Here is a 21,509-nt window from a genome sequence, read left to right as displayed (position 1 = left end):
CCGGGGCCGGGGCCGGGGAGGGCGCCGGGGCGGGCGAGGCGGACGGGGGTGCTGCAGGCAGGTCGCCCGGCATCGATCCCACGCGGCCGACGAGCGGCTTCCACCCGGCCCCCGATGCCGGCGTCACGTTGCAGGACACCTGCCTGCTGCCCGCGGCCCAGCTGGCGCGCGCCATGGGTGCGTACTCCTCGACGAGACCCAGCTGAGCGAGTTCGCGCGGTGCGACGTAGGCCGCCGCGAGCCGCGTGCACTCCCGCTGCAGGTACTCGTTCTGCGCGGCGTCGCCGGGCAGGTCGGGCCCGGGGAAGCGTTCGGCGAGGTTGATGGCGCCCGCGACCTCGGCGCCGTGCGGTGTCGCGCAGTCGACGAGGGCGTCGGTGGCGCGCGCGGCGGCGGCGTTGGCGCCCAGACACGTGCCGGTGGGCCACACCTTGGACTGGTCCAGTTCGGCGACCAGCCCCTTGAACGGCATCGGGGCGCCGCCGACCCCGAGCAGTTGCAGTCCGCACAGCAGGTCGCGTTCGGCCGGGGGAGCCGAGGCGTCGCCGGCCCACAGCACGCTGATGGTGAATCGCGAGTTCGGGTCGTAGCGGGCGCCCAGGTAGTCGGAGACGGCCTGCTGGCACGGCTCGGCGAAGTTGTTCATGTCGACGGATCGGGCCACCTCGAACAGGTGGTCGCTGGTGCACTGGACGAACGACGGTTTGTCGGGCTCGCCGGGAGGCCAGGCCAGGCAGGCGCCGGGTCCGGCATTGCTGAAGACCTTCGCTGCCCGGCTGTCCCGATTGCCGTCCCGCACGATCGATTCGGGCGAGGCCACCTGGAACGTCGCCAGCACCAGCAGCGTGAGCAACGCGAGTCCGAGTGCGGCGCGCCGGTTGCGGCGCGACGTGGACGGGTCGGGGGGCGGCGCGTCGAGGGCAGCCGTCGACGGCGCCTGGGCGCGCTGGCGTTCCAGCGCGGCCAACGCCGTGGTGAGATCCGACTCCCTCAAGGGCCTACCCGCGACGTTCGAGGCAGGTCACCGTGGGTGGCGGTGCGGCAAAGGAGTTTGCTGGCCACGACCAAAGAGCTTGGCACAGGTCGTCGGTGCATGCCATGTGGGCCTCCCCAATCGTATGCAGCCCGGAGTCCAATCGTTACGTGGGCCGTGCCTGCCGGACGGCGCGGTAGACAACTTTGCGCAAGTGTCGTCTACCGCCGACCGGCGGGGGTACGCTCGCGCCATGACGCGCCCGGACACCCGGCATCCGGGGCCCACCCTGACCACCCGGCTCCGCTGGCTGTTGAGTGCGACCCCCTCGGACTACCTGCTGGCGATGAGCACCGGTGCGGCCGCGCTGCCGGTGGTCGGTCGACACCTCGAACCCCTCGGTGGCATGACCGCCATGAGCCTCTGGGGCATGCGCCACGCGCCGGACTTCCTCGGTGCGGCCGTCGAAGCGCTGCGCACGCCCGGTGACGGCGCGCAGCGCAAGCAGGAGCGTGACTCCGCTGGCGCCGTGGCCAAGGCGGCCCTGCGTGGCGTGGTCAATCCCGAGGACCTCGACTCGCAGTGGCCTGCGCCCGACCGCCTGCCCCCGGTGTGGCGGGCCCAGACCCACCGGCGCCAGGTCTACCGGACGTCGGTGCGCTACGGCGACAGCCCCGCGCAGCTCCTCGACGTGTGGCGCCCCCGCGACCTGCCGAGTCACCCGGCGCCGGTACTGATCTTCGTGCCCGGCGGGGCGTGGGTGCACGGCAGCCGGATCCTGCAGGGCTACGCCCTGATGTCACACCTGGCGTCGCTGGGCTGGGTGTGCCTGTCCATCGACTACCGCGTCTCGCCCAATCATCGTTGGCCGCAGCACATCACCGACGTCAAGGCGGCGATCGCCTGGGCGCGCGCCAACGTCGACAAGTTCGGCGGCGACCGCGACTTCGTGGCGATCGCCGGATGCTCGGCCGGCGGCCACCTGGCCGCGCTGGCGGGGCTCACCCACGACGATCCGGAACTGCACGGCGATCTGCCGCCCGGCGCGGACACCTCGGTGGACGCGGTCGTCGGCATCTACGGCCGCTACGACTGGCAGGACCGCTCCACCGTGGAGCGCGTGCGATTCGTCGACTTCCTGGAGCGCGTGGTGGTCAAGCGCACGCTCGACCGTCACCCCGAGGTGTTCCGCGACGCCTCGCCGATCGCCCGGGTGCGTGCCGACGCGCCACCGTTCCTCGTCGTGCACGGCTCTGGGGACGGCGTCATCCCGGTGCAGCAGGCCAGGGACTTCGTGGCAGCGCTGCGCCGGGCCTCGCGTCAACTGGTCAGCTACGTCGAATTGCCAGGCGCGGGTCACGGTTTCGACATGACCGACGGTGCGCGCACCGGACCCATGGCGACCGCAATCGGGTTGTTCCTCAACCAGGTTCGGCGAAACCAGACGACGGTCGGGGCCAAGCAGGTTATATAGCGTCGTGAAGAGGCTCAGTGGGTGGGACGCGGTACTGCTCTACTCCGAAACGCCCACCGTGCACATGCACACCCTCAAGCTCGCCGTCATCGACATCTCCGAACTCAAGGGCCGAACGTTCGGCATCGACGAGTTCCGCAGTGTCATCCACTCCCGGCTCTACAAGCTCGACCCGTTCCGCTACGAACTGGTCGACATCCCGTTCAAGTTCCACCACCCGATGTGGCGCGAGAACTGCGAGGTGGACCTGGACTACCACGTGCGACCCTACGAGGTGGCCAGCCCCGGAGGGCGACGGGAACTCGATGCCGCCGTGGGCGAGATCGCCAGCACGCCGCTCGACCGCAGCAGACCGCTGTGGGAGATGTACTTCATCACCGGCCTGGCAGGCGGGCGCATCGCGGTGCTCGGCAAGATCCACCACGCGTTGGCCGACGGCGTGGCGTCGGCCAACCTGCTGGCGCGCGGAATGGACCTGCAGCCGGGTCCGCAGAGCGACCGCGATTCCTACGCAACGGATCCCGCGCCGGCCCGCGGCGAGCTGGTGCGCACCGCGTTCGCCGACCACATGCGGGGGATCCGTCGTCTTCCCGGCGTGCTGGCCTATACCGCCAAGGGTATGAACCGGGTACGCCGCAGTTCGAAGAAGCTGTCACCCGAACTCACCCGGCCGTTCACCCCGCCGCCGAGCTTCATGAATCACATGGTCGACGGCACCCGCAGGTTCGCCACGGCCTCGCTGGCGCTGGCCGACGTCAAGGAGACCGCCAAGCTGCTGGGCGTGACCATCAACGACATGGTGCTGGCCATCTCGTCGGGTGCGCTGCGGCAGTTGCAGATTCGCTACGACGGGCATGCCGACCACCCGCTGCTGGCGTCGGTACCGGTGAGCTTCGACTTCTCCCCGGACCGCGTATCGGGCAATTACTTCACCGGCGTGATGATGGTGGTGCCCGTACACCTGGCCGATCCGCTGGAGCGCGTGCGAGAGGTGCACGCCGCGGCCACCGACGCCAAGGAGACCCACGACCTGATGGGCCCGGAGTTGGTGAGCCGGTGGTCGTCGTACTTTCCGCCGGCCCCCATGGAGGCGCTGTTCCGGTGGCTGGCGGCCAAGGACGGGCAGAACAAGGTGCTCAACCTGCCCATCTCGAACGTGCCCGGTCCGCGGCAGCCGGGCCGCGTCGGCGGCGCGCTGGTCACCGAGATCTATTCGGTGGGTCCCCTGACCACCGGCAGCGGGCTCAACATCACGGTGTGGAGCTACGTCGACCAGCTCAACGTCTCGGTGCTCTCCGACGGTGCCACGCTCGCCGATCCTCACGAGCTGAGCGAGGCGATGGTCGAGGCGTTCATCGAGATCCGCCGTGCCGCAGGGTTGTCGGAGGAGCTGACGGTCATCCCGACCGCCATGGCGCAATAGCCTAGCGCCGCGTGGCGCGCACCCAGTCCAGGAACCGGCCGACGGCGTCGGCGGTGAAGTGCCCGTGTGGCGAGCCGAAGAAGTCGAATGCGTGTTGGGCGTGTGGGATCTCGGCATAGATCACCGGAGCGTCCGACACCGCGCGCAGTGCGTCGGCGAAGTCGCGTCCCTCCTGGACCGGGATGATGGAGTCGTCCTGGCCGTGCAGGATGAAGAACGGTGGGGCGTCGGCGCGCACCTTGGTGATGGGGGACGCGTCGAGGTATTCCCGGCGGTGGGTTGCGAAGCGCTTCTTGACGATGAACTTCTGCAGGATCGCGATGAACTCGGGTCGGCCGGATCCCTCCCGGGTGAACCAGTCGTAGCGCCCGTAGATCGGCACGGCGCACGACACCGAGGTGTCGGCGTCCTCGAATCCGGGTTGCCAGCGGGGGTCGTTGGGCGTCAGCGCCGCCAGCGCGCACAGGTGCCCGCCCGCCGACCCGCCGGTGATCGAAATCGCCCCGGGGTCACCGCCGTAGTCGGCGATGTTGTCCTTGACCCACGCCAGCGCCCGCTTGACGTCGACGATGTGCGCCGGCCACGTGTTGCGGGGGCTGATCCGGTAGGCCATCGACACGCAGATCCAGCCACGCTCGGCGAGATGGCTCATGAGCGGATAGGCCTGCGGGCGGCGCATGCCGATGGCCCACGCGCCCCCCGGCACCTGCAGCAGCACCGGCGCCTTGCCGTCGCGGGGCAGGTCGGAGCGGTGCCATACGTCGGCGACGTTGGCCCGGTGCGGGCCGTAGCGCACGGTATCGGCCTTCGTGACGTACGCGCGGCGCGCCCACGACGTGCGCAGCACACCCCCCGGCCTGCGCCGCCGCTCACCCTCGGCGACGGCACCGTAGGCCTCGCCCAGTTCGGCGCGCAGCGGCTCCTCGAAGAACGGCCGCGACTGCGCGGCACGCCAATACACGTAACCCAGGGTCGCCCACGAGGCCGCCGTCAAGGCCAGCGCGAGCCGTCCCGCCGTGCCCCGGAAGTCGCCCCGCCGACCGCGGCGCAGCGCGTCGAGCATGGACGCACCCGCCACCACCGGGGCCGCCTCGCCGGTGGGCCAGCCCAGGAAGAACACCGGGATGGTGGCGTAGCCCTCACGGCCCAGCGGCCGCACGGCGTTGGCGGCGTTGAGCGCCTCGGCGGCGGCTCGCAGCAGCGGGAAACGCCTACGTCGGCGCATCGAGGGCGTCCAGGAGATCACGTCGACTGATCTTGCCAGTGCTGCCCCTCGGCAAACCTTCGAGCACTGTGATCGACCGCGGCACCTTGTAATTGGCGAGGTTGTCCTTGACGTAGGCCTTGAGCGTGTCCGGCAACGCCTCCGCCGTCACGTCCGCGCCGGGGGCCGGCACGACGAACGCCGCGAGCCGCTGGCCGTATTCGGGATCGTCGACGCCGAGCACCGTGGCCTCGGCCACTGCGGCGTGCGCGGTCAGCAGCTTCTCCACCTCGATGGGGTAGACGTTCTCCCCGCCGGAGACGATCATCTCGTCGTCGCGGCCCACGACGAACAGCCTGCCGTCGGCGTCGAGGTAGCCGACGTCGCCCGAGGACATGAAGTCGCCGTGGAAGTCCTTGGTGGCACCCGAGGTATAGCCGTCGAACTGGGTGGAGTTGCGCACGTAGATGGTGCCCACCTCGCCAGTGGGCAGGTCCCGGAAGTCGCCGTCGAGGATGCGGATCTCGGTGCCCTCGGCGGGTTTGCCCGCGGTGTCGGGGGCCGCGCGCAGATCGGCAGGCGTCGCCGTGGCGATCATGCCGGCCTCGGTGGCGTTGTAGTTGTTGTAGATCACGTCGCCGAAGCGGTCCATGAACGCGGTGACCACGTCGGCGCGCATGCGCGACCCCGACGCGGCGGCGAACCGCAGGCTCCGTCCGCTGTAGCGGTCGAGCACGGCGGTGGGCAGCGCCATGATGCGGTCGAACATCACCGGCACGACGCACAATCCGGTGGCGCGGTGGGTGTCGACGAGCGCGAGGGTGGCCTCGGGGTCGAACTTGCGACGCGTGACCACCGTGCACGCCATCGATGCCGCGAAGGCCAGTTGCGCGAAACCCCACGCATGGAACATCGGCGCCACGATCACCGTGGTCTCCTCGGTGCGCCACGGCGTGCGGTCCAGGATGGCCTTGAGCGTCTCGGGTCCGCCACCGGAATGGCTGGCCCCCTTGGGCGTTCCGGTGGTGCCCGACGTCAGCAGGATGGTGCGGCCCTTGTGCGCGGCGCGCCGTGGCGTGGCGCCGTCGTGGGCGCGGATCATGCCCTCGACGGTGCGTGGATGGCCGTCGGCGTCGGTCCAGGCGACGATGCGGACGGTGTCGGGGGCGTCGGCCAGGGCCCGGTCGACCGTGGGCGCGAACTCCTCGTCGTAGATCACGACGTCGGCGCCCTCGCGGCGGATGACCTCGGACAGTGCGGGACCCGCGAACGACGTGTTGAGCAGCAGCACGTCGGCGCCGAGGCGGTTGGCCGCGATCAGCGACTCGACGAAGCCGCGGTGGTTGCGGGCCATGATGGCGATGGTGCTGATCTCACCGGGCAGCGTCTGCAGCCCGGCGGCCAGGGCGTCGGCGCGCCGATCGATCTCGCGCCACGTCAGCGTGCCGATCTCGTCGATCACGCCGGGGCGGTCGGGGCAGCGCTGCGCGGCGGCCGCGAAACCCGAGGTGATGCCCAGGTGCTCGCGCGCCATGGCCGCGGCGATGCGGACGTAGCGGTCGGGACGCATGGGGGCGATGACACCGGCGCGGGCCATGGTGGTGATCAGCCCTGCGGTCCCGAGGACGCGGTCGGTGACGCCCATCAGCCGATCACCGGCAGGCGGCGCTCGTCGGCCAACTCGTCGAGAGCGCGCTGCATGACGTGGCGGACGTGCGCGTCGACCTCGTCGACGTCGGGATCCTCGCCGAACTGCGCCACGACGTCGATGGGTTCGAGGACCTGCGTGACGATCTTGGTGGGCAGCGGGACGTTCAGCGGCATCACCGCCGACAGGCCGAACGGGAAGCCGAACGAGATGGGCAGGATCTTGGCGCGCAGCAGTTTGTCGAGCCGGAGCAGCTTGGCCAGCTCGGTGCCGCGGGTGAGGTAGAGCTGGGTCTCCTGGCCGCCGATGGACACCGCCGGGACGATGGGTACGCCGGCGTTCAGCGCGGCCCGCACGTAACCGGTGCGGCCACCGAAGTCGACGGTGTTGCGGGCCGTGGTGGGGCGGTACACGTCGTAGTCGCCGCCCGGGAACACGATGACGACGCCGCCGCTGCGCAGGGCCTCGTCGGCGTTGTGGTGGTTGGCGGCGATGAAGCCCGTCTTGCGGAAGAAGTCGGCGGTGGGACCGGTGAAGATGAGGTCGAAGCCCAGCGTGTAGATGGGCCGGCCGTAGCCGAACTTCGCGTAGAAGTCGGTGGCGAACACCGGCACGTCCATCGCGAACAGGCCGCCGGAGTGATTCGACACCACCAGCACGCCGCCGGGCGGGACGTTCTCGAGCCCGCGCACCTCGGCGCGGTGGTAGCCCTTGATCAGCGGTCGCAGCCAGCCGATCACCCGTTCGGTGAGACCGGGGTCCCATTTCGTCGTCTCGGATGTCGTCTCTGCTGGGTGCGCGTTGTCGACCGCCACGGCTCCTCCAAGAATTGGAACGTGTTCTAGTTCCAGCCTAACCCGGAGGCGGTGAACGGGGGAAATCCCGTCAGATGTCGGCGACGAAGCTGGTGGTGTAGAACTCCGCGGGAGTCTGCGAGTGGGCGGCGGGCCGTTCGATGATCACCCAGGCTCCGGTGGCGCCGTCGGCGATGGGGCCCTGCAGCGTCACCCCGCCCATGCCCGCGCCGTCGGTCTGCAGGAATCCGGCGATGACCCCGGGTGCGCCGGGCCCGCAGCCGATGGACGGCCGGGGGGTCTGGATGACCCGCACGTCGTAGCGCATGTCGGGCATGGCCGTCCCCACGGCGACCTTGGCGGTGACGGTGCCGTTCGCCGAGCTGACCTGCGCGAACGGTCGGGCGTCACCGCTGGTGGCGTCCACGAAGTGCACCAGCGTGTGGTCACAGGCGCGCCACTTCGAACTCAGCGGCATCTGCACCTCGCCCGAACCGGTGTCGTCCGGTGCGGCCGAGGCGGGCGCCGGAGCGACGACGGACGAGAGGGCGATGGCGGTAGCCGCCAGCAGCGTGGACGTCGATCTAGTCATTTGTGCTTCATACTGCCTGGTGCTCGGGAGTCCCGCAGCAATCCGGCCATCTCCGCGCCTTGACCCCAACCGCCGTCGAGGTTGCACGATGGCGGCATGACGGTCGACTGCCTGCCCTACCTCACCCGCGTCGGCGTGGACCCCGCCGCGGCCGCGGCGCCCACCGAGGATCTGCTGCGCGAGTTGGTGCGTGCGCACGGCCGCACCATCCCGTTCGAGAACCTCGACCCCGTCCTCGGCGTGCCGGTGGACGACCTCGGTGCCGTGGTACTCACCGACAAACTGGTCTCGCGACGGCGCGGCGGCTACTGCTACGAACACAACGGCCTGCTGGGGTACGTGCTGGAGGCGCTGGGCTACGGCGTCGCACGTCTGACCGGCCGCGTGGTGTGGATGGCGCCGCCCGACGCGCCGCTCCCCGCCATGACGCACCAGGTGCTGTCGGTGACCGTGCCCGGCGACCCGGTGCCGTTCCTGGTCGACGTCGGCTTCGGCGGGCAGACCCTGCCGTCGCCGATCCGCCTCGTCGTCGGACCCGAGCAGCAGACGCGCCACGAGCCCTACCGGATCGTGGCCGCCGGCCCGGCGGTGGCCGACGGCGGCGTGGAGGAGGGAAACGTCGAGGAAGGACTGGTGCTCGAGAGCCGGCTGCGCGGTGAGTGGCTGCCGTTGTACGCGTTCTCAACCCGCCCGCGGCCGCGGATCGATCTGGAGGTGGGCAGTTGGTACGTCTCCACCCATCCCCGGTCGACCTTCGTCGTGGGGTTGTCGGCGGCACTGGTCACCGACGAGGCCCGATTCAACCTGCGGGGTCGCCACCTGGCGATCCACCGCGGTGACGGCACCGAGAAGGTGCGGCTGGACTCGGCGACGCAGGTGCTCGACGAACTGGCCGGACGCTTCGGCATCGATCTCGACGATCTGGGAGAGCGTGCCGTCGTCGAGACGCGCGTGGCGATGCTGCTGGATTCGTGAGCGGTCAGTCCCGCGCGACCTGCCCCGCGACGTTCCCGATGACGAGGTCCCAGGGGTCCTCGGCCGCCAGCGCCAGCCGCCCCAGCGTGCGGGCCCACCGCGCGGGTGCGTCGAAGTCGTCGGACCAGGCGCGGGCACGCATGGTCGCCAGCCACAGCCGGTGCTCGCGCGTCACGCCGATGGCGCCGTGCAGCTGGTGCGCGGTGGCCGACACCGCCGACGCCGCCCGGCCCACGGCCACCTTCGCCGCCGCGACCGCGTACTCGGCGGCCGCGCCGTCGAAGCCCTCCTCGACGGCAGCGGTCGCCAACGCCGTGACGGCTCTGGCTCTTTCGACCTCACCGCGCATTCCGGCGAGCTGGTGCTGCACCGCCTGGAACGCGGCCAATGGTCTGCCGAACTGCTCGCGGTCGCGGACGTGGGTGGCCGTGAGGTCCACCGCGGCGTCGAAGGCGCCCACCATCTGGACGCACCGTGCCCACGCCCCACGGCGCAGCAGCTCGGCGTGCACGGCCGGCGAAACGTCGACGCCCTCGAGAGTGTGCGGATCGAGGACCGCCGTCGCCACGGGTTCGCCGCCGATGCGAGCCACCGGTGCGCCGGCACTCGGCGGCAGCAGCGCCACGCGCGTCGCCGCAGCGGTGTGCGCGAGCACCACGGTGGGCAGCTGCGGCCACGTGACGTCGCGCGCGCATCCGTCGGCCACCGCGACGGTCAGCGGTCCCGCCGGCACGTCCAGACCCGCCACCGACGCCAACCACGTCGCCAGGACGTCGGTTTCGGCGATCGGCACCGCGACCAGCCGGCGCGCCAGACCGTGCAGCACCACCGCCGTCTCCGCAGGGCCGCCGTCACCGCTGCCCAGCAACCCGGCCAGGCCGGTGTCCTCGAGCGCCCGCCACGCGTCGACGTCGACGTCTTCCGGCAGCCGCGGTGCGCCCGAGCGCGCGTCCCAGGACCGCTTGCCCACCTGGTCGACCAGCGCGCGCAACTCGGCGTGGTCGCCGGGCGGTTCGTCGCTGCCCGTGCTGCTCTTGGCGACACTGCTCTTCGCGACGACGCCGCGCAGCACCTCGTTGGTGCCCCCGCGCAAGGTGAACAGCGGCGCGTGCACGCGTGCGGTGGCGAGTTGGTCGCGCAGCGGTGCCGCGGGTTCGACCCCGGCCAGCAGGTCCGCGGCGAGATCCACCGAGTCCTGCTCGAACCGGGTGCCGAGATCCTTGACGAGCGCCGCCCGCGCGGTCGCGTCGCGCCCGTCGCAGAGGTCCCGTGCCACCGCCACCGACAGCTGCCGCAGCGACACCAGCCGGGCCACCAGGTCGCCGACGTCGGCGACGGTGCGGTCGTCGGCGCCGTGGGCCCGCAGCTCCCGCAGCACCGCGAACAGCAGTGTGGCCGTGGACAGGAAGCGTTCCGGGCCGCTGCGTTCGAAGGCCAGCTCCGAGGTGACCTGCCGCCACCCGTCGCCGATCTCGCCGAGGACGTCGTCGGCGGTCAGGGCGACGTCCTCGAAGCGCACCTCGTTGAAGTGGTGCTCGCCGTTCATCAGCACGATGGGGGCGATGGTGACGCCGGGGCTGTCGGTCCGCACGATGAACTGGCTGAACCCGGCGTGACGGTGCGCGGGATCGGGCGGGCTGGTGCGCGCCAGCACCACCACCTGGTCTGCCAGGTGCGCGCCACTGGTCCACAGCTTGCTGCCGGTGAGCGTCCACCCGTCACCGGTGGGCGTGGCCCTGGTGGTCACGGCGGCGAGGTCCGAGCCGGCGCCCTGCTCGCTCATCCCGATGGCGGAGTACAGCCGGCCGGCCGCGATGCGGGGCAGCAGGTCGTGGCGCTGGCTCTCCGACCCGTAGGCCAGCAGCGCCGGGGCCACCTGGCGATCGGCGATCCAGTGCGCGGCGACCGGGGCGCCGTGCGCCAGCAATTCCTCGGTGACCACGTAGCGATGCAGGTAGCCGAGGCCGCGGCCGCCGTAGGCGACCGGGATGGTCAGGCCCACGAAGCCGGCATCGGCCAACCGGCCGCTGAACGCCGGATCCCACTGCGACAACCAGCAATCGACGGCCGGTTCCCAACCGTGGGCGGCCCGATCGGCCGCCAGGAAGTCGCGCACGCTGCGGCGCAGCGCGGCAAGGTCGTCGTCGTTGGCGCACAGGGCGGCGAAGTCGCTCACTGGGCAGCAGAGTCTACGCATCGGGACGTCGGACCGGTGTCGATGCTCCCATCGGTGTCAGACCCCCACGGCAGACTCGGCGTTCATGGCTTGCATCTACTACACCGCATCGACGCTCGACGGGTTCGTGGCCGACGACCACGACGGCCTCGACTGGCTGCTGTCCCGCGAGAACGATCCCGACGGACCGTTCGGCTACCGGGCGTTCGCGGAATCCGTGGGGGCGCTGGTGCTGGGCTCGACCACGTACGAGTGGATCAGGGTCCATCAGCCGGGCGAGTGGCCGTACCAGCAGCCGACGTGGGTGCTGACCAGCCGGCCGCACGCCATCGACGCGACACACGGCGTGCACGTCTTCGACGGCGCTGTCACCGACCTGTACCCGCGCCTGGTGGAGGCTGCCGCGGGCAAGGACGTGTGGGTGATGGGCGGTGGCACGGTGGCCGCGCAGTTCGTGGCCGCGGGCCTGGTCGACGACGTGGTCGTCTCCTACGCGCCGTGCTCGTTGGGGTCCGGCGCCCGGGTGTTGCCGACGCCATCGGAATGGCGGCTGGTGGACAGCGCCGTCAACGGTGAGTTCGTGTGCGTGCGGTGGACTCGGCCCGCGCGTCGCGTCGATTGAGGTAGCGCACCCCCAACAAGATCGACGTCGGCACGGCCAGCATCAGGAGCAACTGGGCCAGTTCGGCAAGGGTCGGCACGTGAGCGAGGGTGGTCACGGCGTCGATTGCACTGCCGGCCGGCCACGCACGTCCAGCGTCTTGACGCGATCCTGACGGTGATCGAGACGAAAAGTACGTGATTGCGCCACGATTGCGCGTTTGCCGGGATTACGTGAGCGTCAATTCGGGCACTGCACCCCCACGCGAGGATCTCGACCGGTGGGGGTGCGCCATGGCAGCGACGACGACGACGACGATGACGACGACGATGACGACGATGACAGCGACGATGGCAGCGGTGGCAACGCAGCGGCGACGGCGGCGTGGCGGGAGGCGGCTCGGGGTGGCGGGTACGGTCGCCGCCGCGGCCACCGCCATGACCGTCGGCCTGACGGCGCCCACGGCCCAGGCCGACCTCGTCGAGGTCGACGTCAACATCGTGAACACGCACCCGTTGTTCGACGTCGCCCACACCGTGGGTCTCGACGTCAACGGCATCCTCAACCGGCTCACGCTCGCGCAACTCATCGACGTCGTGAACTCCGTGTCGCCCAACGCGGTGCCGGCCATCCTGGACCTCCTGGCCGAGGTCCGCCTGCATTCGCAGACCGTCCCGACCGACGCCAAGGCGCTGTACGACACGTTGGGCAACCTTCCCTACACCGCGGCACTGGGGGTGCTGCCGTTGGCGCGCCGCACCAACACCACGGCGGTGGTGGGCTTCGGCTTGAGCAACGTCGCGATCATCAACGCCTACCGCGCGCTGCAGGCGGCCGCCGCGGGCCGACCGCCTGCGGGCTACGCCCCGATCCCGACCGACGTCGCGCAGACGCGAATCAACCTGCTGCTGGCCATGATCCGCAATCCCGCTCGCGAGAACGGGCTGCTGGACCGGTTCCCGCTGCTGCAGCGCATCCTCGGAGTCGGCCCGCAGTCGCTCACCGCGGGCGCCACCGAGTCCGGCACCGGCATCTTCGGCGGGGGAATTCGTCTGAACGGCACAGTGATCGACCTCAACTGGGCCTACGACGCGGTGACCGACTTCCCCATCACCGCCAATCCCGTGGCCATCCTGAACTCGCTGATGGCCATGGCGCCCACCAACCTGCTGGGCGGCCTGCCCGGTGACCGGCTCGATGCCGGCCTGTTCGGGGGCGGCAACCTGCAGGCGACGGTGCAGGACTTGTTCACCTCGCTGGCGGGGGAGGGCGTGGTGCTGGGCCTGATGCCGCTGGGTGGCAGCCCGGATGGCAAGCACTACTACCTGACGTTGAATCCCCGCGGCCTGCCGCTGCTGGAACCCCTGCGGCTGCCCGCGCGCCTTCTCGGGCTCCTCGGTGTCCAGGTCCCGACGCTGTTGGCCGACGCCGTGGAACCGGCGCTGCGCATCCTGGTCAACATCGGCTACGCCGACGTCGTCACCCCCGCAGATCTGGCCGACCCGGCAAGCCCGTACTACCGATCCAGTCGATTCGAGGCCTACGACCGTGCCTTCACGATGACCGGAGCGCCTGCGCCGTTCCTGTCGTCGGCGGTGTTGACCCCCGACGAGCAGGTGCGGGTCGTCGGCGACGTACTGACCGCGCTGGGCAGCGGTATCCAGAAGTCCCTGGGCCGGGCGGTCGCCATGATCGCCGATGTCCCCCGGCAGGTGGCCGATGCCGTACGGGTGGCGGTGCAGCGGGTCGTCGACACGGTGCGCACCGTGGTGGCCCCGTCGCCGGCGGCGGGGCCGCGGCCGGTCGCCGAGACGGCCGCGATGCAGACGCGCGCCGCCGAGCAACCGGTCGCCGAGCCACCGGTGGCCGAGAACCCGGTGGCCGAGAACCTGGTCGTCACGAAGCCTAGGGTCGAGAAGCCGGCAGCCGAGAGATCGGCAGCCGAGAGACCCGCAGCCGAGAGAACGGGGCCCGAGAAGCCGGCAGCCGCGAGGCCGTCGGTCAAGCAGCCGGTAGCCGAGAAGTCCACTGCGTCAGGGGTTTCCGCGCCCACGAAGGGTGCGTCGGCGCGGGACAAGTCGGCGGGTGTCAAGCCGTCGGGAACCAAGGGCGCGGCGGCCTGACCCGTCACGACACCTGGTTGGGCACGCCGTGCGGGGCGCCTCGCACGAATTCCCACGAGCGCGCCAGGAACTCGATCTGACCGGCGACGTCTCGCAGCGGATCGAGGGTGCGCGTCGCGCGGCACAGCACCACCGCGCCCTCCAGGGCGGCGATCGCGGTGACCGCCAGCGACGTCGCGTCGGCCACTCCGAAGCCGTCGGCGACGAAGGCGCGCGTCAGCGCATCCCGCCACTGGGTGAAGATCTCGCCGGCCACGGCGGTGAGTGCCAGCGCGTCGTCGGCCGACCCCATCGCCGCGGCGGCCACCGGGCAGCCCGCCGAGAAGTCGCTGGAGGTGAGCGTGTGCTCCCAGAACGAGACGAAGCGGCGCAGCAGCGGAATGCCGCCCTGCGGCACGGCGTCGTCGATGAGCGCCGTGATGCGTTCGCCGGCCAGCTGCAGGGCCTCGGCCACCAGCTGCATTCGGCCATCGGGGAAGTGGTGGTACACCGAACCGCGCGGGGCGCCGCTGCGGGCCAGTACCTCGTCGATGGTGACGCCCGCGGCGCCGCGCTCGCGCAGCACCTCGACCGCCGACGACAGCATCTTGGCGCGGGTGGTGCCCACGGTCAGGCGGCGTCCCGGGGCCGCCAGAGGCCCGTGAGCTTGGCGTGCACGTGGCGCGGGGACATCTGGCGGGCCGCGAAGCGGGGGACCGAATGCCCGACCTCTCGCGTGAAACGACGGCCCAGGAGGTTGACCTCAACGATCCACATGGGCGCCTCCCAGCTGTATGGGCATGAGCATAACGACCACAACACATCGACGCGAGCCTTGTATTCCATCTCACAGCCGTCGGCGTCAGGATCACTGGTCTACGGCTTTGTGTGCACAAAAGCCGCTCGCGCCTCAGAGCCGCGCGATTATGGTCCAGACCATAATCGCCCGTGGACGTGCCCTCCGGACCGTCGGTGACGCCGCGATCGCTCGTTACCGGCGGGTAGTCGCGTCTACGCTTTGGGGGGCGGCATCGGCGGAGAAAGGCGATCATGGGCCACTACAAGAGCAACGTGCGCGATCTGGAGTTCAACCTCTTCGAACTCCTGGACCTCGAGAAGGTGCTGGCCAACGGGGAGTTCGGCGACCTCGACGGGGCCTCGGTGCGAGAACTGCTCGCCGAGGCGGCCCGCCAGGCCGAGGGGCCGCTGGCCGAATCGTTCGCCGACGCAGACCGGCATCCCCCGACCTTCGACCCCGACGCCCACACCGTCACCCTGCCGGAGGCGTTCAAGGAGTCGCTGCGCACGTGGCAGGCCGGCGAGTGGTACCGCATCGGGCTGCCCGAGGCCGTCGGCGGCATGCCCGCGCCGTCCATGGTGGCGTGGTCGGTCAACGAACTGGCCCTCGGAGCGCAGCCGGCGGCGTTCATGTACCTCGCGGGCCCGGTGTTCGCGGGCATCCTGCACGGCATCGGCACCGAGCAGCAACAGCACTGGGCCACCACGGCCGTCGAACGCAACTGGGGCGCCACGATGGTGCTCACCGAGCCCGACGCCGGGTCCGACGTCGGCGCCGGCCGCACCAAGGCCGTCCAGCAGCCCGACGGCACCTGGCACCTCGACGGCGTCAAGCGCTTCATCACGTCGGCCGACTCCGACGACCTGTTCGAGAACATCGTGCACATGGTGCTGGCCCGCCCCGAGGGTGCGGGTCCGGGTACCAAGGGGCTGTCGCTGTTCCTGGTACCGAAGTACCTGTTCGATCCCGAGACCGGCGAGCCCGGTGAGCGCAACGGCGTCTACGTCACCGGGCTGGAACACAAGATGGGTCTGAAGGTCTCGGCCACCTGCGAGGTCACGTTCGGTCAGCACGGCAGGCCCGCGGTCGGGTGGCTGGTGGGCGACGTGCACCGCGGCATCGCGCAGATGTTCAAGGTCATCGAATACGCGCGCATGATGGTGGGCACCAAGGCCATCTCGACGCTGTCGACGGGCTACCTGAACGCGCTGGAGTACGCCAAGACCCGCGTGCAGGGTGCCGACCTGACCCAGATGACCGACAAGACGGCGCCGCGCGTCACCATCCTGCACCACCCCGACGTCCGGCGTTCGCTGATGATGCAGAAGGCGTACGCCGAGGGGCTGCGCTCGCTCTACCTGTTCACCGCGGCCCACCAGGACGTCAGCGCGGCGGCCGTGGTCTCCGGCGCGGACCCCGCGCTCGCCGAGCGCGTCAACGACCTGCTGCTGCCGATCGTCAAGGGCGTCGGCTCCGAGCGCGCCTACCAGACGCTCACCGAGTCGCTGCAGACGTTCGGCGGATCGGGCTTCCTGCAGGACTACCCCATCGAGCAGTACATCCGCGACGCCAAGATCGACTCGCTCTACGAGGGCACCACGGCCATCCAGGCGCAGGACTTCTTCTTCCGCAAGATCGCCAGGGACCAGGGCGTGGCACTGGGGCACGTCGCGGGTCTGGTGCAGGCCTTCATCCAGAGTGACTCGGGCCGCACTGAACTCGTCGACGTCCGCGCCCTGCTGGCGACCGCGCTCGCCGACGTGCAGGCCATGGCGGCCACGCTGACCGGCTACCTGCTGGAGTCGCAGCAGACCCCGCAGCAGCTGTACCGCCTGGGGCTGGAATCCGTGCGCTTCCTGGTAGCCGTCGGCGACCTGCTGATCGGATGGCTGCTCCTGCGGGGCGCCGAGACCGCGCTGCACGCGCTCGACGGCGCCCCGTCGGAGCGTGACCGGGCGTTCTACCAGGGCAAGGTGGCCGTCGGCCGGTTCTTCGCCAAGAACGTGCTACCGCGGCTGTCCTCCGACCGCGCCATCGTCGCGAGCACCGATCTCACGGCGACGGAACTGTCGGAGGACGCCTTCTAGGACCGCGCCTCAGGCGGGCGTGTAGCCGAACGGCAGCAGGATGCTCTTGGCCTCGGTGTAGGCCTCGATCCCCTCCGGCCCGTTCTCGCGGCCGATGCCGGAGTTCTTGTAGCCACCGAACGGGGCACCCGGATCGAAGGCGTACATGTTCACCGCGTACGTCCCGGTGCGGATCCTGCGGGCGATCTGCATGGCCTTGTCGTTGTCGGTGGTGTACACCGATCCGGCCAGGCCGTACACCGAGTCGTTGGCGATGCGCACCGCGTCGTCCTCGTCGTCGTAGGGGATGACCGCCAGGACCGGCCCGAAGATCTCCTCCTGCGCGATGGTCATCGAGTTGTCGACGTCGGCGAACACCGTCGGCTGCACGTACCAGCCGGAGTCGAGCCCGTCGGGACGGCCGCCGCCGGTGACCAGGCGCGCACCCTCGTCGACGCCCTTGCGGATGTAGCCCTCCACGCGCTCGCGCTGCTTCTCGCTGATCAGCGGGCCGATCATGGCGCCGGCATCGTCCGGGAGCCCCACCGGCATGGCCGCGACCGCCGCCGAGAGCTTCTCCACCACCTCGTCGTAGCGCGACCGGGGCGCCAGGATCCGCGTCTGCCCCACACAGGCCTGACCACAGTTCATCAGACCGGAGAACACCAGCATGGGCAGCGTGGAATCCAGGTCGGCGTCCTCGAGGATGATGGCCGCCGACTTGCCGCCCAGTTCCAGCGTGCACGGCTTGAGCTTCTCGGCGGCCAGCTTGGCGATCTCCTTGCCGACGGCCGACGACCCGGTGAACGTGAACTTGTCCAGTTCGGGGTTGGCGGTCAGCGCGCGACCCGTCTCCGGACCGCCGGGCACGATCGACAGCACGCCCTCGGGAAGCCCGGCCTCGGCGAACATCTGAGCCATCGCGAACACCGACAGCGGCGTCTCGGCGGCCGGCTTGAGCACCACGGTGCACCCGGCCAGCAGCGCGGGGCCGAGCTTGTTCGCGGCCAGGAAGAACGGCACGTTCCACGCGGTGACGGCACCGATGACGCCCACCGGCTCCTTGACCACGAGCGTCTGCCCGTAGATGCCGTCGCGGATGTCCTGCCACTGGAACTTGTCCGCGGCGCCGGCGAAGTACTGGAACGCCGACATGGCGGCGCCGTACTGCATCATGTCCACGATCGTCGGCGGCTGGCCGGTCTCGGCGGCCAGCAGGAACTTCAGCTCGTCGGCCCGCTCCTCCATGAGCTTGACGGCGCGGCCCAGGATCTCGGCGCGCTCGGCCGGGGACATGTGCGGCCACGGGCCCTCGTCGAAGGCCTTGCGCGCCGCGGCGCAGGCGGCGTCGACGTCGGCGGCCGCGGCCAGGGGCACCCGGCCCACCAGCTCGCCGGTGGCGGGGGAGCGCACCTCGATGACGTCGGCCGTCGAGGGCGCGACCCACGAGCCGCCGATGAACAGCTGGTCCCATTCGGTCCGGAAGGTGGTGCTGGATGTCATGAGCGTCACACTACCCACGAAATCGCCGCACGAGAACCTGTTGCAGTTCGTGGGTTCAGGACGGCTGCAACACCAGCACCAGGTTGCTCGTCGCGACCTCCCGCAACGCCGGGACCCGCACCGTCCACCACGCCCATCGCGGGTGGTAGCGCGGAAATGCGGCGACCAGGGCGCCGGTGGCGGCGGCCCACTGCAACCCGTCGGCCGCCGACACCGCGAACAACGACGAGCCGTAGTCGTTCTTGGGGCGGCGGCCGTGCTTGCGGGCGTAACGATCCGCCGCCCGCCGACCGCCGAGATAGTGCGTCAGCCCCATCTCGTGACCGCCGAACGGCCCCAGCCACACCGTGTAGGACAGCACCGCCAGCCCGCCCGGCCGCGTCACCCGCAGCATCTCGTTGCCCAGCCGCCACGGGTCACGCACGTGCTCGGCGACGTTCGACGACAGGCAGACGTCGACGCTGGCGTCGGCGAACGGCAGCGCGGTCCCTGAGGCCCGCACGAACGTCCCCGCACCCGGGCGACCCGCGGGACCGGCATGCATCTCCGACGGATCGGGTTCCACGCCCACGTAGTGCATCCCGGCCGCGGCGAACGCGTCGGCGAAGTACCCGGGTCCGCCTCCGACGTCGAGCACCGTCGACCCGCGTGGCGCGCCGCCGTGCACGCCGCGCCACAGGTCGGCGACCAGGTCGACGGTGTCGTCGGCCAGCGCACCGTAGAACCGGGCCGGGTCGGACCGTTCGTGGCGGAACTGGCCGAGCAGACGGATCGACCGCGCGAGGGTGGCGCGGTGGGCGAGCGGATCGGTCACGGCCACCCCCCGACTCTAGGGGCCCGACACCGGAGGCCCGGTTACGCTGGTCGGCGATGTCCGTGCCCGCCGAGCAAGTTCTCGGGTCGCAGCGTTCCCCTTCGCCGATCCGTACCGTGCTGCTGCTGTGCTGGCGCGACACCGGTCACCCGCAGGGCGGCGGCAGTGAGACCTACCTGCAGCGTATCGGCGCCCACCTCGCCGCCGAGGGTGTCGCGGTGACGCTGCGCACCGCCCGCTATCGCGGGTCCGCACGCCACGAGGTGGTCGACGGCGTCGCCGTGCACCGCGCCGGCGGCCGCTACTCGGTGTACGTGCTCGCGATGGCCGCGATGCTCGGCGCCCGCGTGGGGCTGGGGCCCCTGCGGCGGCTGCGTCCCGACGTCGTGATCGACACCCAGAACGGGATCCCGTTCCTCGCGAGGGTGGCCTACGGTCGCCGGTCCGTGGTGCTGGTGCACCATTGCCACCGTGAGCAGTGGCCGGTCGCCGGACCCGTGCTGCGCCGGATCGGCTGGTTCGTCGAGTCGTGGCTGTCGCCGCGCGCCCACCGTGGCAACCAGTACGTGACGGTGTCGCTGCCGTCGGCGCGCGACCTCGCCGACCTCGGAGTGCGGCCCGGACACGTCGCCGTGGTCCGCAACGGTCTGGACGAGGCGCCACCCGACACGCTGTCCGCACCGCGCGCCGCACGGCCCACCGTCGCGGTGCTGTCACGACTGGTGCCGCACAAGCAGATCGAGGACGTCCTCGGCACCGTCGCGCGGCTGCTGCCGCGCATCCCCGACCTGCGCCTCGAGGTGCTCGGCGGCGGCTGGTGGGACGACAAGCTGCGCGCCCACGCCGAGGACCTCGGCATCACCGCCGCCGTGACCTTCCACGGCCACGTCGACGAGCGGACCAAACACGAAGTGCTGCAGCGCAGTTGGGTACACGTGCTGCCGTCTCGCAAGGAGGGTTGGGCCCTGGCGGTGATGGAGGCCGCCCAGCACGCCGTCCCCACCGTCGGTTACCGGTCCTCGGGGGGCCTCACCGACTCCGTCGTCGACGGCGTCACGGGTCTGCTCGCCGACGACCTGGACGACCTGGTGGGCCACGTCGACCGCGTGCTCACCGATGGTGCGCTGCGGGAGGCGCTGGGCGCCAAGGCGCAGGTGCGCAGCGCCGAGTTCTCCTGGCAGCAGAGCGCCGACGCCATGCGCACGGTGCTCGAGGCCGTGGTCGCCGGGCAGCGGGTCGGCGGACTGATCTAGCCGTTGCCGGATCAGGCCGAGACGTTCTCCAAGTCGTGCAACAGGCTGGGATGCGTGGGTTGCCAACCCAGCGTCTCGCGCGTGTGCCGGCTCTCGGAGGGTTGATCCAGGGCGAAGATCGCCCCGAAGGGGCCGAAGGCGTCTGCGGGCAGTTCCCGCAGGGGCAGCTCGAGGCGCCGGCCGATGACCGCGGCGATGTCGCGCACCGCGTCGCCCTCGTCGGCCACGGCGTGCCACGCCGTGCCTGCCGGTGCGGATTCCAGAACCAGCCGGAAGAGCACCGCGGCGTCGCGGGCGTGTACCGCGGGCCACCGCTGGGTGCCGTCGCCCGGATACGCCACGACCCCCGTCTCCCGCGCCCGTTCGGTCAGCAGGCCGGCGAAGCCGCCCGTGCCCTGATCGTGCACCGTGCGCGGCAACCGCACCGCCGCGCTGCGAACCCCGCGATCGGCGAGCGCCAGAAGGGCGTTCACCGATCGGGCCCGGCCGCCGACGGGACCGTCCGTGGGTAGCGGATCGTGTTCGGTGGAGGTGCGCCCGGGAATCCACGGTGTGCCGGACACCGTCACGATCGGGCGATCGGTGCCCACCAGCGCCTCTCCCAGCACCGCCAGCGCCCGACTCTCCTCGTCGACGGACCGCGCGACGGCCTCGGGGGTGGCGTAGTCGTTGCCGAACGCGAGATGGATGACGGCCTCGGCCTCACTGGCGCCGAGGGCGTCGCCGCCGCCCCGGAGACCGCCACCCCGTTGGAGGCGGTGGCCGCGGGGCTGCAGCGCGCGTCCGGGGCGATGGGGCCGGCGAACCGGGATCTGGGACCGCGGATCCAGGCGGCGGTCGCGGCCAATGCGGAACTCCAGGAACGCGACGCCCTCAAGAGCGTGGGCATGGCAGCGGCGATGGCCACCGCGCTGGTCTCTCGCGGCGTCCCTGAGCTGACCGCGCAGCTGGCCGCCGAACTCGGGGTGCTGGCGTTCAAGACCGGCTTTGCCCGGTGGAGCGATCAGGACCGGGACGACAGCGTCGGCCTCGCCCAGCACGCCGTGGCGGCACTGTCCGAGTTGCGTTCGGCGACAGCGTCTTTGGACAGGAGCCGGAACGAAGCTGGGTGA

General features: G+C 71.0%; 18 protein-coding genes and 2 pseudogenes. 8 read left to right on the top strand and 12 right to left on the bottom strand.

What is annotated here, in order from left to right:
- A partial coding sequence (locus AC30CM_RS08040; RefSeq protein WP_490116315.1) for a septum formation family protein occupies positions 1–994 on the bottom strand: 994 nt, incomplete at its 3' end.
- Positions 995–1,226: 232 nt separating this feature from the next.
- On the opposite strand from AC30CM_RS08040, the gene AC30CM_RS08035 reads away from it, so the two are divergent.
- Together AC30CM_RS08035 and AC30CM_RS08030 are read left to right on the top strand one after the other, a co-directional pair.
- On the top strand, positions 1,227–2,447 hold the full coding sequence (locus AC30CM_RS08035; RefSeq protein ID WP_490116314.1) for an alpha/beta hydrolase fold domain-containing protein: 1,221 nt from the start codon (positions 1,227–1,229) through the stop codon (positions 2,445–2,447).
- A 4-nt stretch (positions 2,448–2,451) separates the two neighbouring features.
- A complete protein-coding gene (locus AC30CM_RS08030; protein WP_490116313.1) occupies positions 2,452–3,870 on the top strand; it encodes a WS/DGAT/MGAT family O-acyltransferase in 1,419 nt (472 codons plus the stop codon).
- Between the two features lies 1 nt (position 3,871).
- Here AC30CM_RS08030 and AC30CM_RS08025 read toward each other — a convergent pair whose 3' ends face one another.
- From AC30CM_RS08025 to AC30CM_RS08010, 4 genes are all read right to left on the bottom strand, one after another.
- Positions 3,872–5,095 carry an alpha/beta hydrolase gene (locus AC30CM_RS08025; RefSeq protein WP_490116321.1) on the bottom strand — a complete coding sequence of 408 codons (1,224 nt, stop codon included), beginning with the start codon at positions 5,093–5,095 and terminating at the stop codon, positions 3,872–3,874.
- Positions 5,082–6,719, bottom strand: a complete 1,638-nt coding sequence (fadD12, locus tag AC30CM_RS08020; protein ID WP_490116312.1) for an acyl-CoA ligase FadD12 — start codon at positions 6,717–6,719, stop codon at positions 5,082–5,084. The genes AC30CM_RS08025 and fadD12 overlap by 14 nt, the downstream gene beginning before the upstream one ends.
- Positions 6,719–7,537, bottom strand: coding sequence for a lysophospholipid acyltransferase family protein (locus tag AC30CM_RS08015; protein WP_490116311.1), 819 nt, complete (start codon positions 7,535–7,537; stop codon positions 6,719–6,721). Before AC30CM_RS08015 ends, fadD12 begins: the two co-directional genes overlap by 1 nt.
- 70 nt (positions 7,538–7,607) lie before the next feature.
- Entirely contained in the window at positions 7,608–8,108 is a 501-nt protein-coding gene (locus tag AC30CM_RS08010) for a hypothetical protein (protein WP_490116310.1), read from the bottom strand.
- Positions 8,109–8,204: 96 nt separating this feature from the next.
- Here AC30CM_RS08010 and AC30CM_RS08005 point away from each other — a divergent pair, with 96 nt between their 5' ends.
- Positions 8,205–9,083, top strand: coding sequence for an arylamine N-acetyltransferase family protein (locus AC30CM_RS08005; protein ID WP_490116309.1), 879 nt, complete (start codon positions 8,205–8,207; stop codon positions 9,081–9,083).
- Between the two features lie 4 nt (positions 9,084–9,087).
- Here the strand turns inward: AC30CM_RS08005 and AC30CM_RS08000 are convergent.
- Positions 9,088–9,573: pseudogene (locus tag AC30CM_RS08000) on the bottom strand (acyl-CoA dehydrogenase family protein); the annotation flags it as partial.
- Positions 9,574–10,131: 558 nt separating this feature from the next.
- Positions 10,132–11,280, bottom strand: a pseudogene (locus AC30CM_RS07995) (acyl-CoA dehydrogenase family protein); the annotation flags it as partial.
- A 64-nt stretch (positions 11,281–11,344) separates the two neighbouring features.
- Here AC30CM_RS07995 and AC30CM_RS07990 point away from each other — a divergent pair.
- Positions 11,345–11,881 carry a dihydrofolate reductase family protein gene (locus AC30CM_RS07990; RefSeq protein WP_490116308.1) on the top strand — a complete coding sequence of 179 codons (537 nt, stop codon included), beginning with the start codon at positions 11,345–11,347 and terminating at the stop codon, positions 11,879–11,881.
- A gap of 317 nt (positions 11,882–12,198) precedes the next feature.
- Positions 12,199–13,983, top strand: a complete 1,785-nt coding sequence (locus AC30CM_RS07985; protein ID WP_490116307.1) for a hypothetical protein — start codon at positions 12,199–12,201, stop codon at positions 13,981–13,983.
- A gap of 4 nt (positions 13,984–13,987) precedes the next feature.
- Here AC30CM_RS07985 and AC30CM_RS07980 read toward each other — a convergent pair whose 3' ends face one another.
- Entirely contained in the window at positions 13,988–14,569 is a 582-nt protein-coding gene (locus tag AC30CM_RS07980) for a TetR/AcrR family transcriptional regulator (protein ID WP_490116320.1), read from the bottom strand.
- Between the two features lie 23 nt (positions 14,570–14,592).
- Entirely contained in the window at positions 14,593–14,739 is a 147-nt protein-coding gene (locus AC30CM_RS07975; protein ID WP_490116306.1) for a hypothetical protein, read from the bottom strand.
- Between the two features lie 273 nt (positions 14,740–15,012).
- Between AC30CM_RS07975 and AC30CM_RS07970 the strand changes: the two genes are divergently transcribed.
- On the top strand, positions 15,013–16,848 hold the full coding sequence (locus AC30CM_RS07970) for an acyl-CoA dehydrogenase (RefSeq protein ID WP_490116305.1): 1,836 nt from the start codon (positions 15,013–15,015) through the stop codon (positions 16,846–16,848).
- A gap of 9 nt (positions 16,849–16,857) precedes the next feature.
- Here AC30CM_RS07970 and AC30CM_RS07965 read toward each other — a convergent pair whose 3' ends face one another.
- A complete protein-coding gene (locus tag AC30CM_RS07965; RefSeq protein WP_490116304.1) occupies positions 16,858–18,330 on the bottom strand; it encodes an aldehyde dehydrogenase in 1,473 nt (490 codons plus the stop codon).
- 55 nt (positions 18,331–18,385) lie between these two features.
- The gene (locus tag AC30CM_RS07960; RefSeq protein ID WP_490116303.1) at positions 18,386–19,150 is read right to left on the bottom strand and encodes a class I SAM-dependent methyltransferase; all 765 of its coding nucleotides are present in this window, start codon (positions 19,148–19,150) and stop codon (positions 18,386–18,388) included.
- A gap of 50 nt (positions 19,151–19,200) precedes the next feature.
- On the opposite strand from AC30CM_RS07960, the gene AC30CM_RS07955 reads away from it, so the two are divergent.
- Positions 19,201–20,397 carry a glycosyltransferase family 4 protein gene (locus tag AC30CM_RS07955; protein ID WP_490116302.1) on the top strand — a complete coding sequence of 399 codons (1,197 nt, stop codon included), beginning with the start codon at positions 19,201–19,203 and terminating at the stop codon, positions 20,395–20,397.
- 11 nt (positions 20,398–20,408) lie between these two features.
- Here the strand turns inward: AC30CM_RS07955 and AC30CM_RS07950 are convergent, their stop codons facing one another.
- Positions 20,409–20,987: a Rossmann-fold NAD(P)-binding domain-containing protein gene (locus AC30CM_RS07950; RefSeq protein WP_490116301.1), complete on the bottom strand. Its 579-nt coding sequence runs from the start codon at positions 20,985–20,987 to the stop codon at positions 20,409–20,411.
- 93 nt (positions 20,988–21,080) lie between these two features.
- Here AC30CM_RS07950 and AC30CM_RS07945 point away from each other — a divergent pair, with 93 nt between their 5' ends.
- Entirely contained in the window at positions 21,081–21,509 is a 429-nt protein-coding gene (locus AC30CM_RS07945) for a hypothetical protein (protein ID WP_490116300.1), read from the top strand.

Source organism: Mycobacterium sp. DHQP2018-32-09 (assembly GCF_058148405.1).
This window is presented reverse-complemented; position numbering and strand designations above follow the sequence as displayed.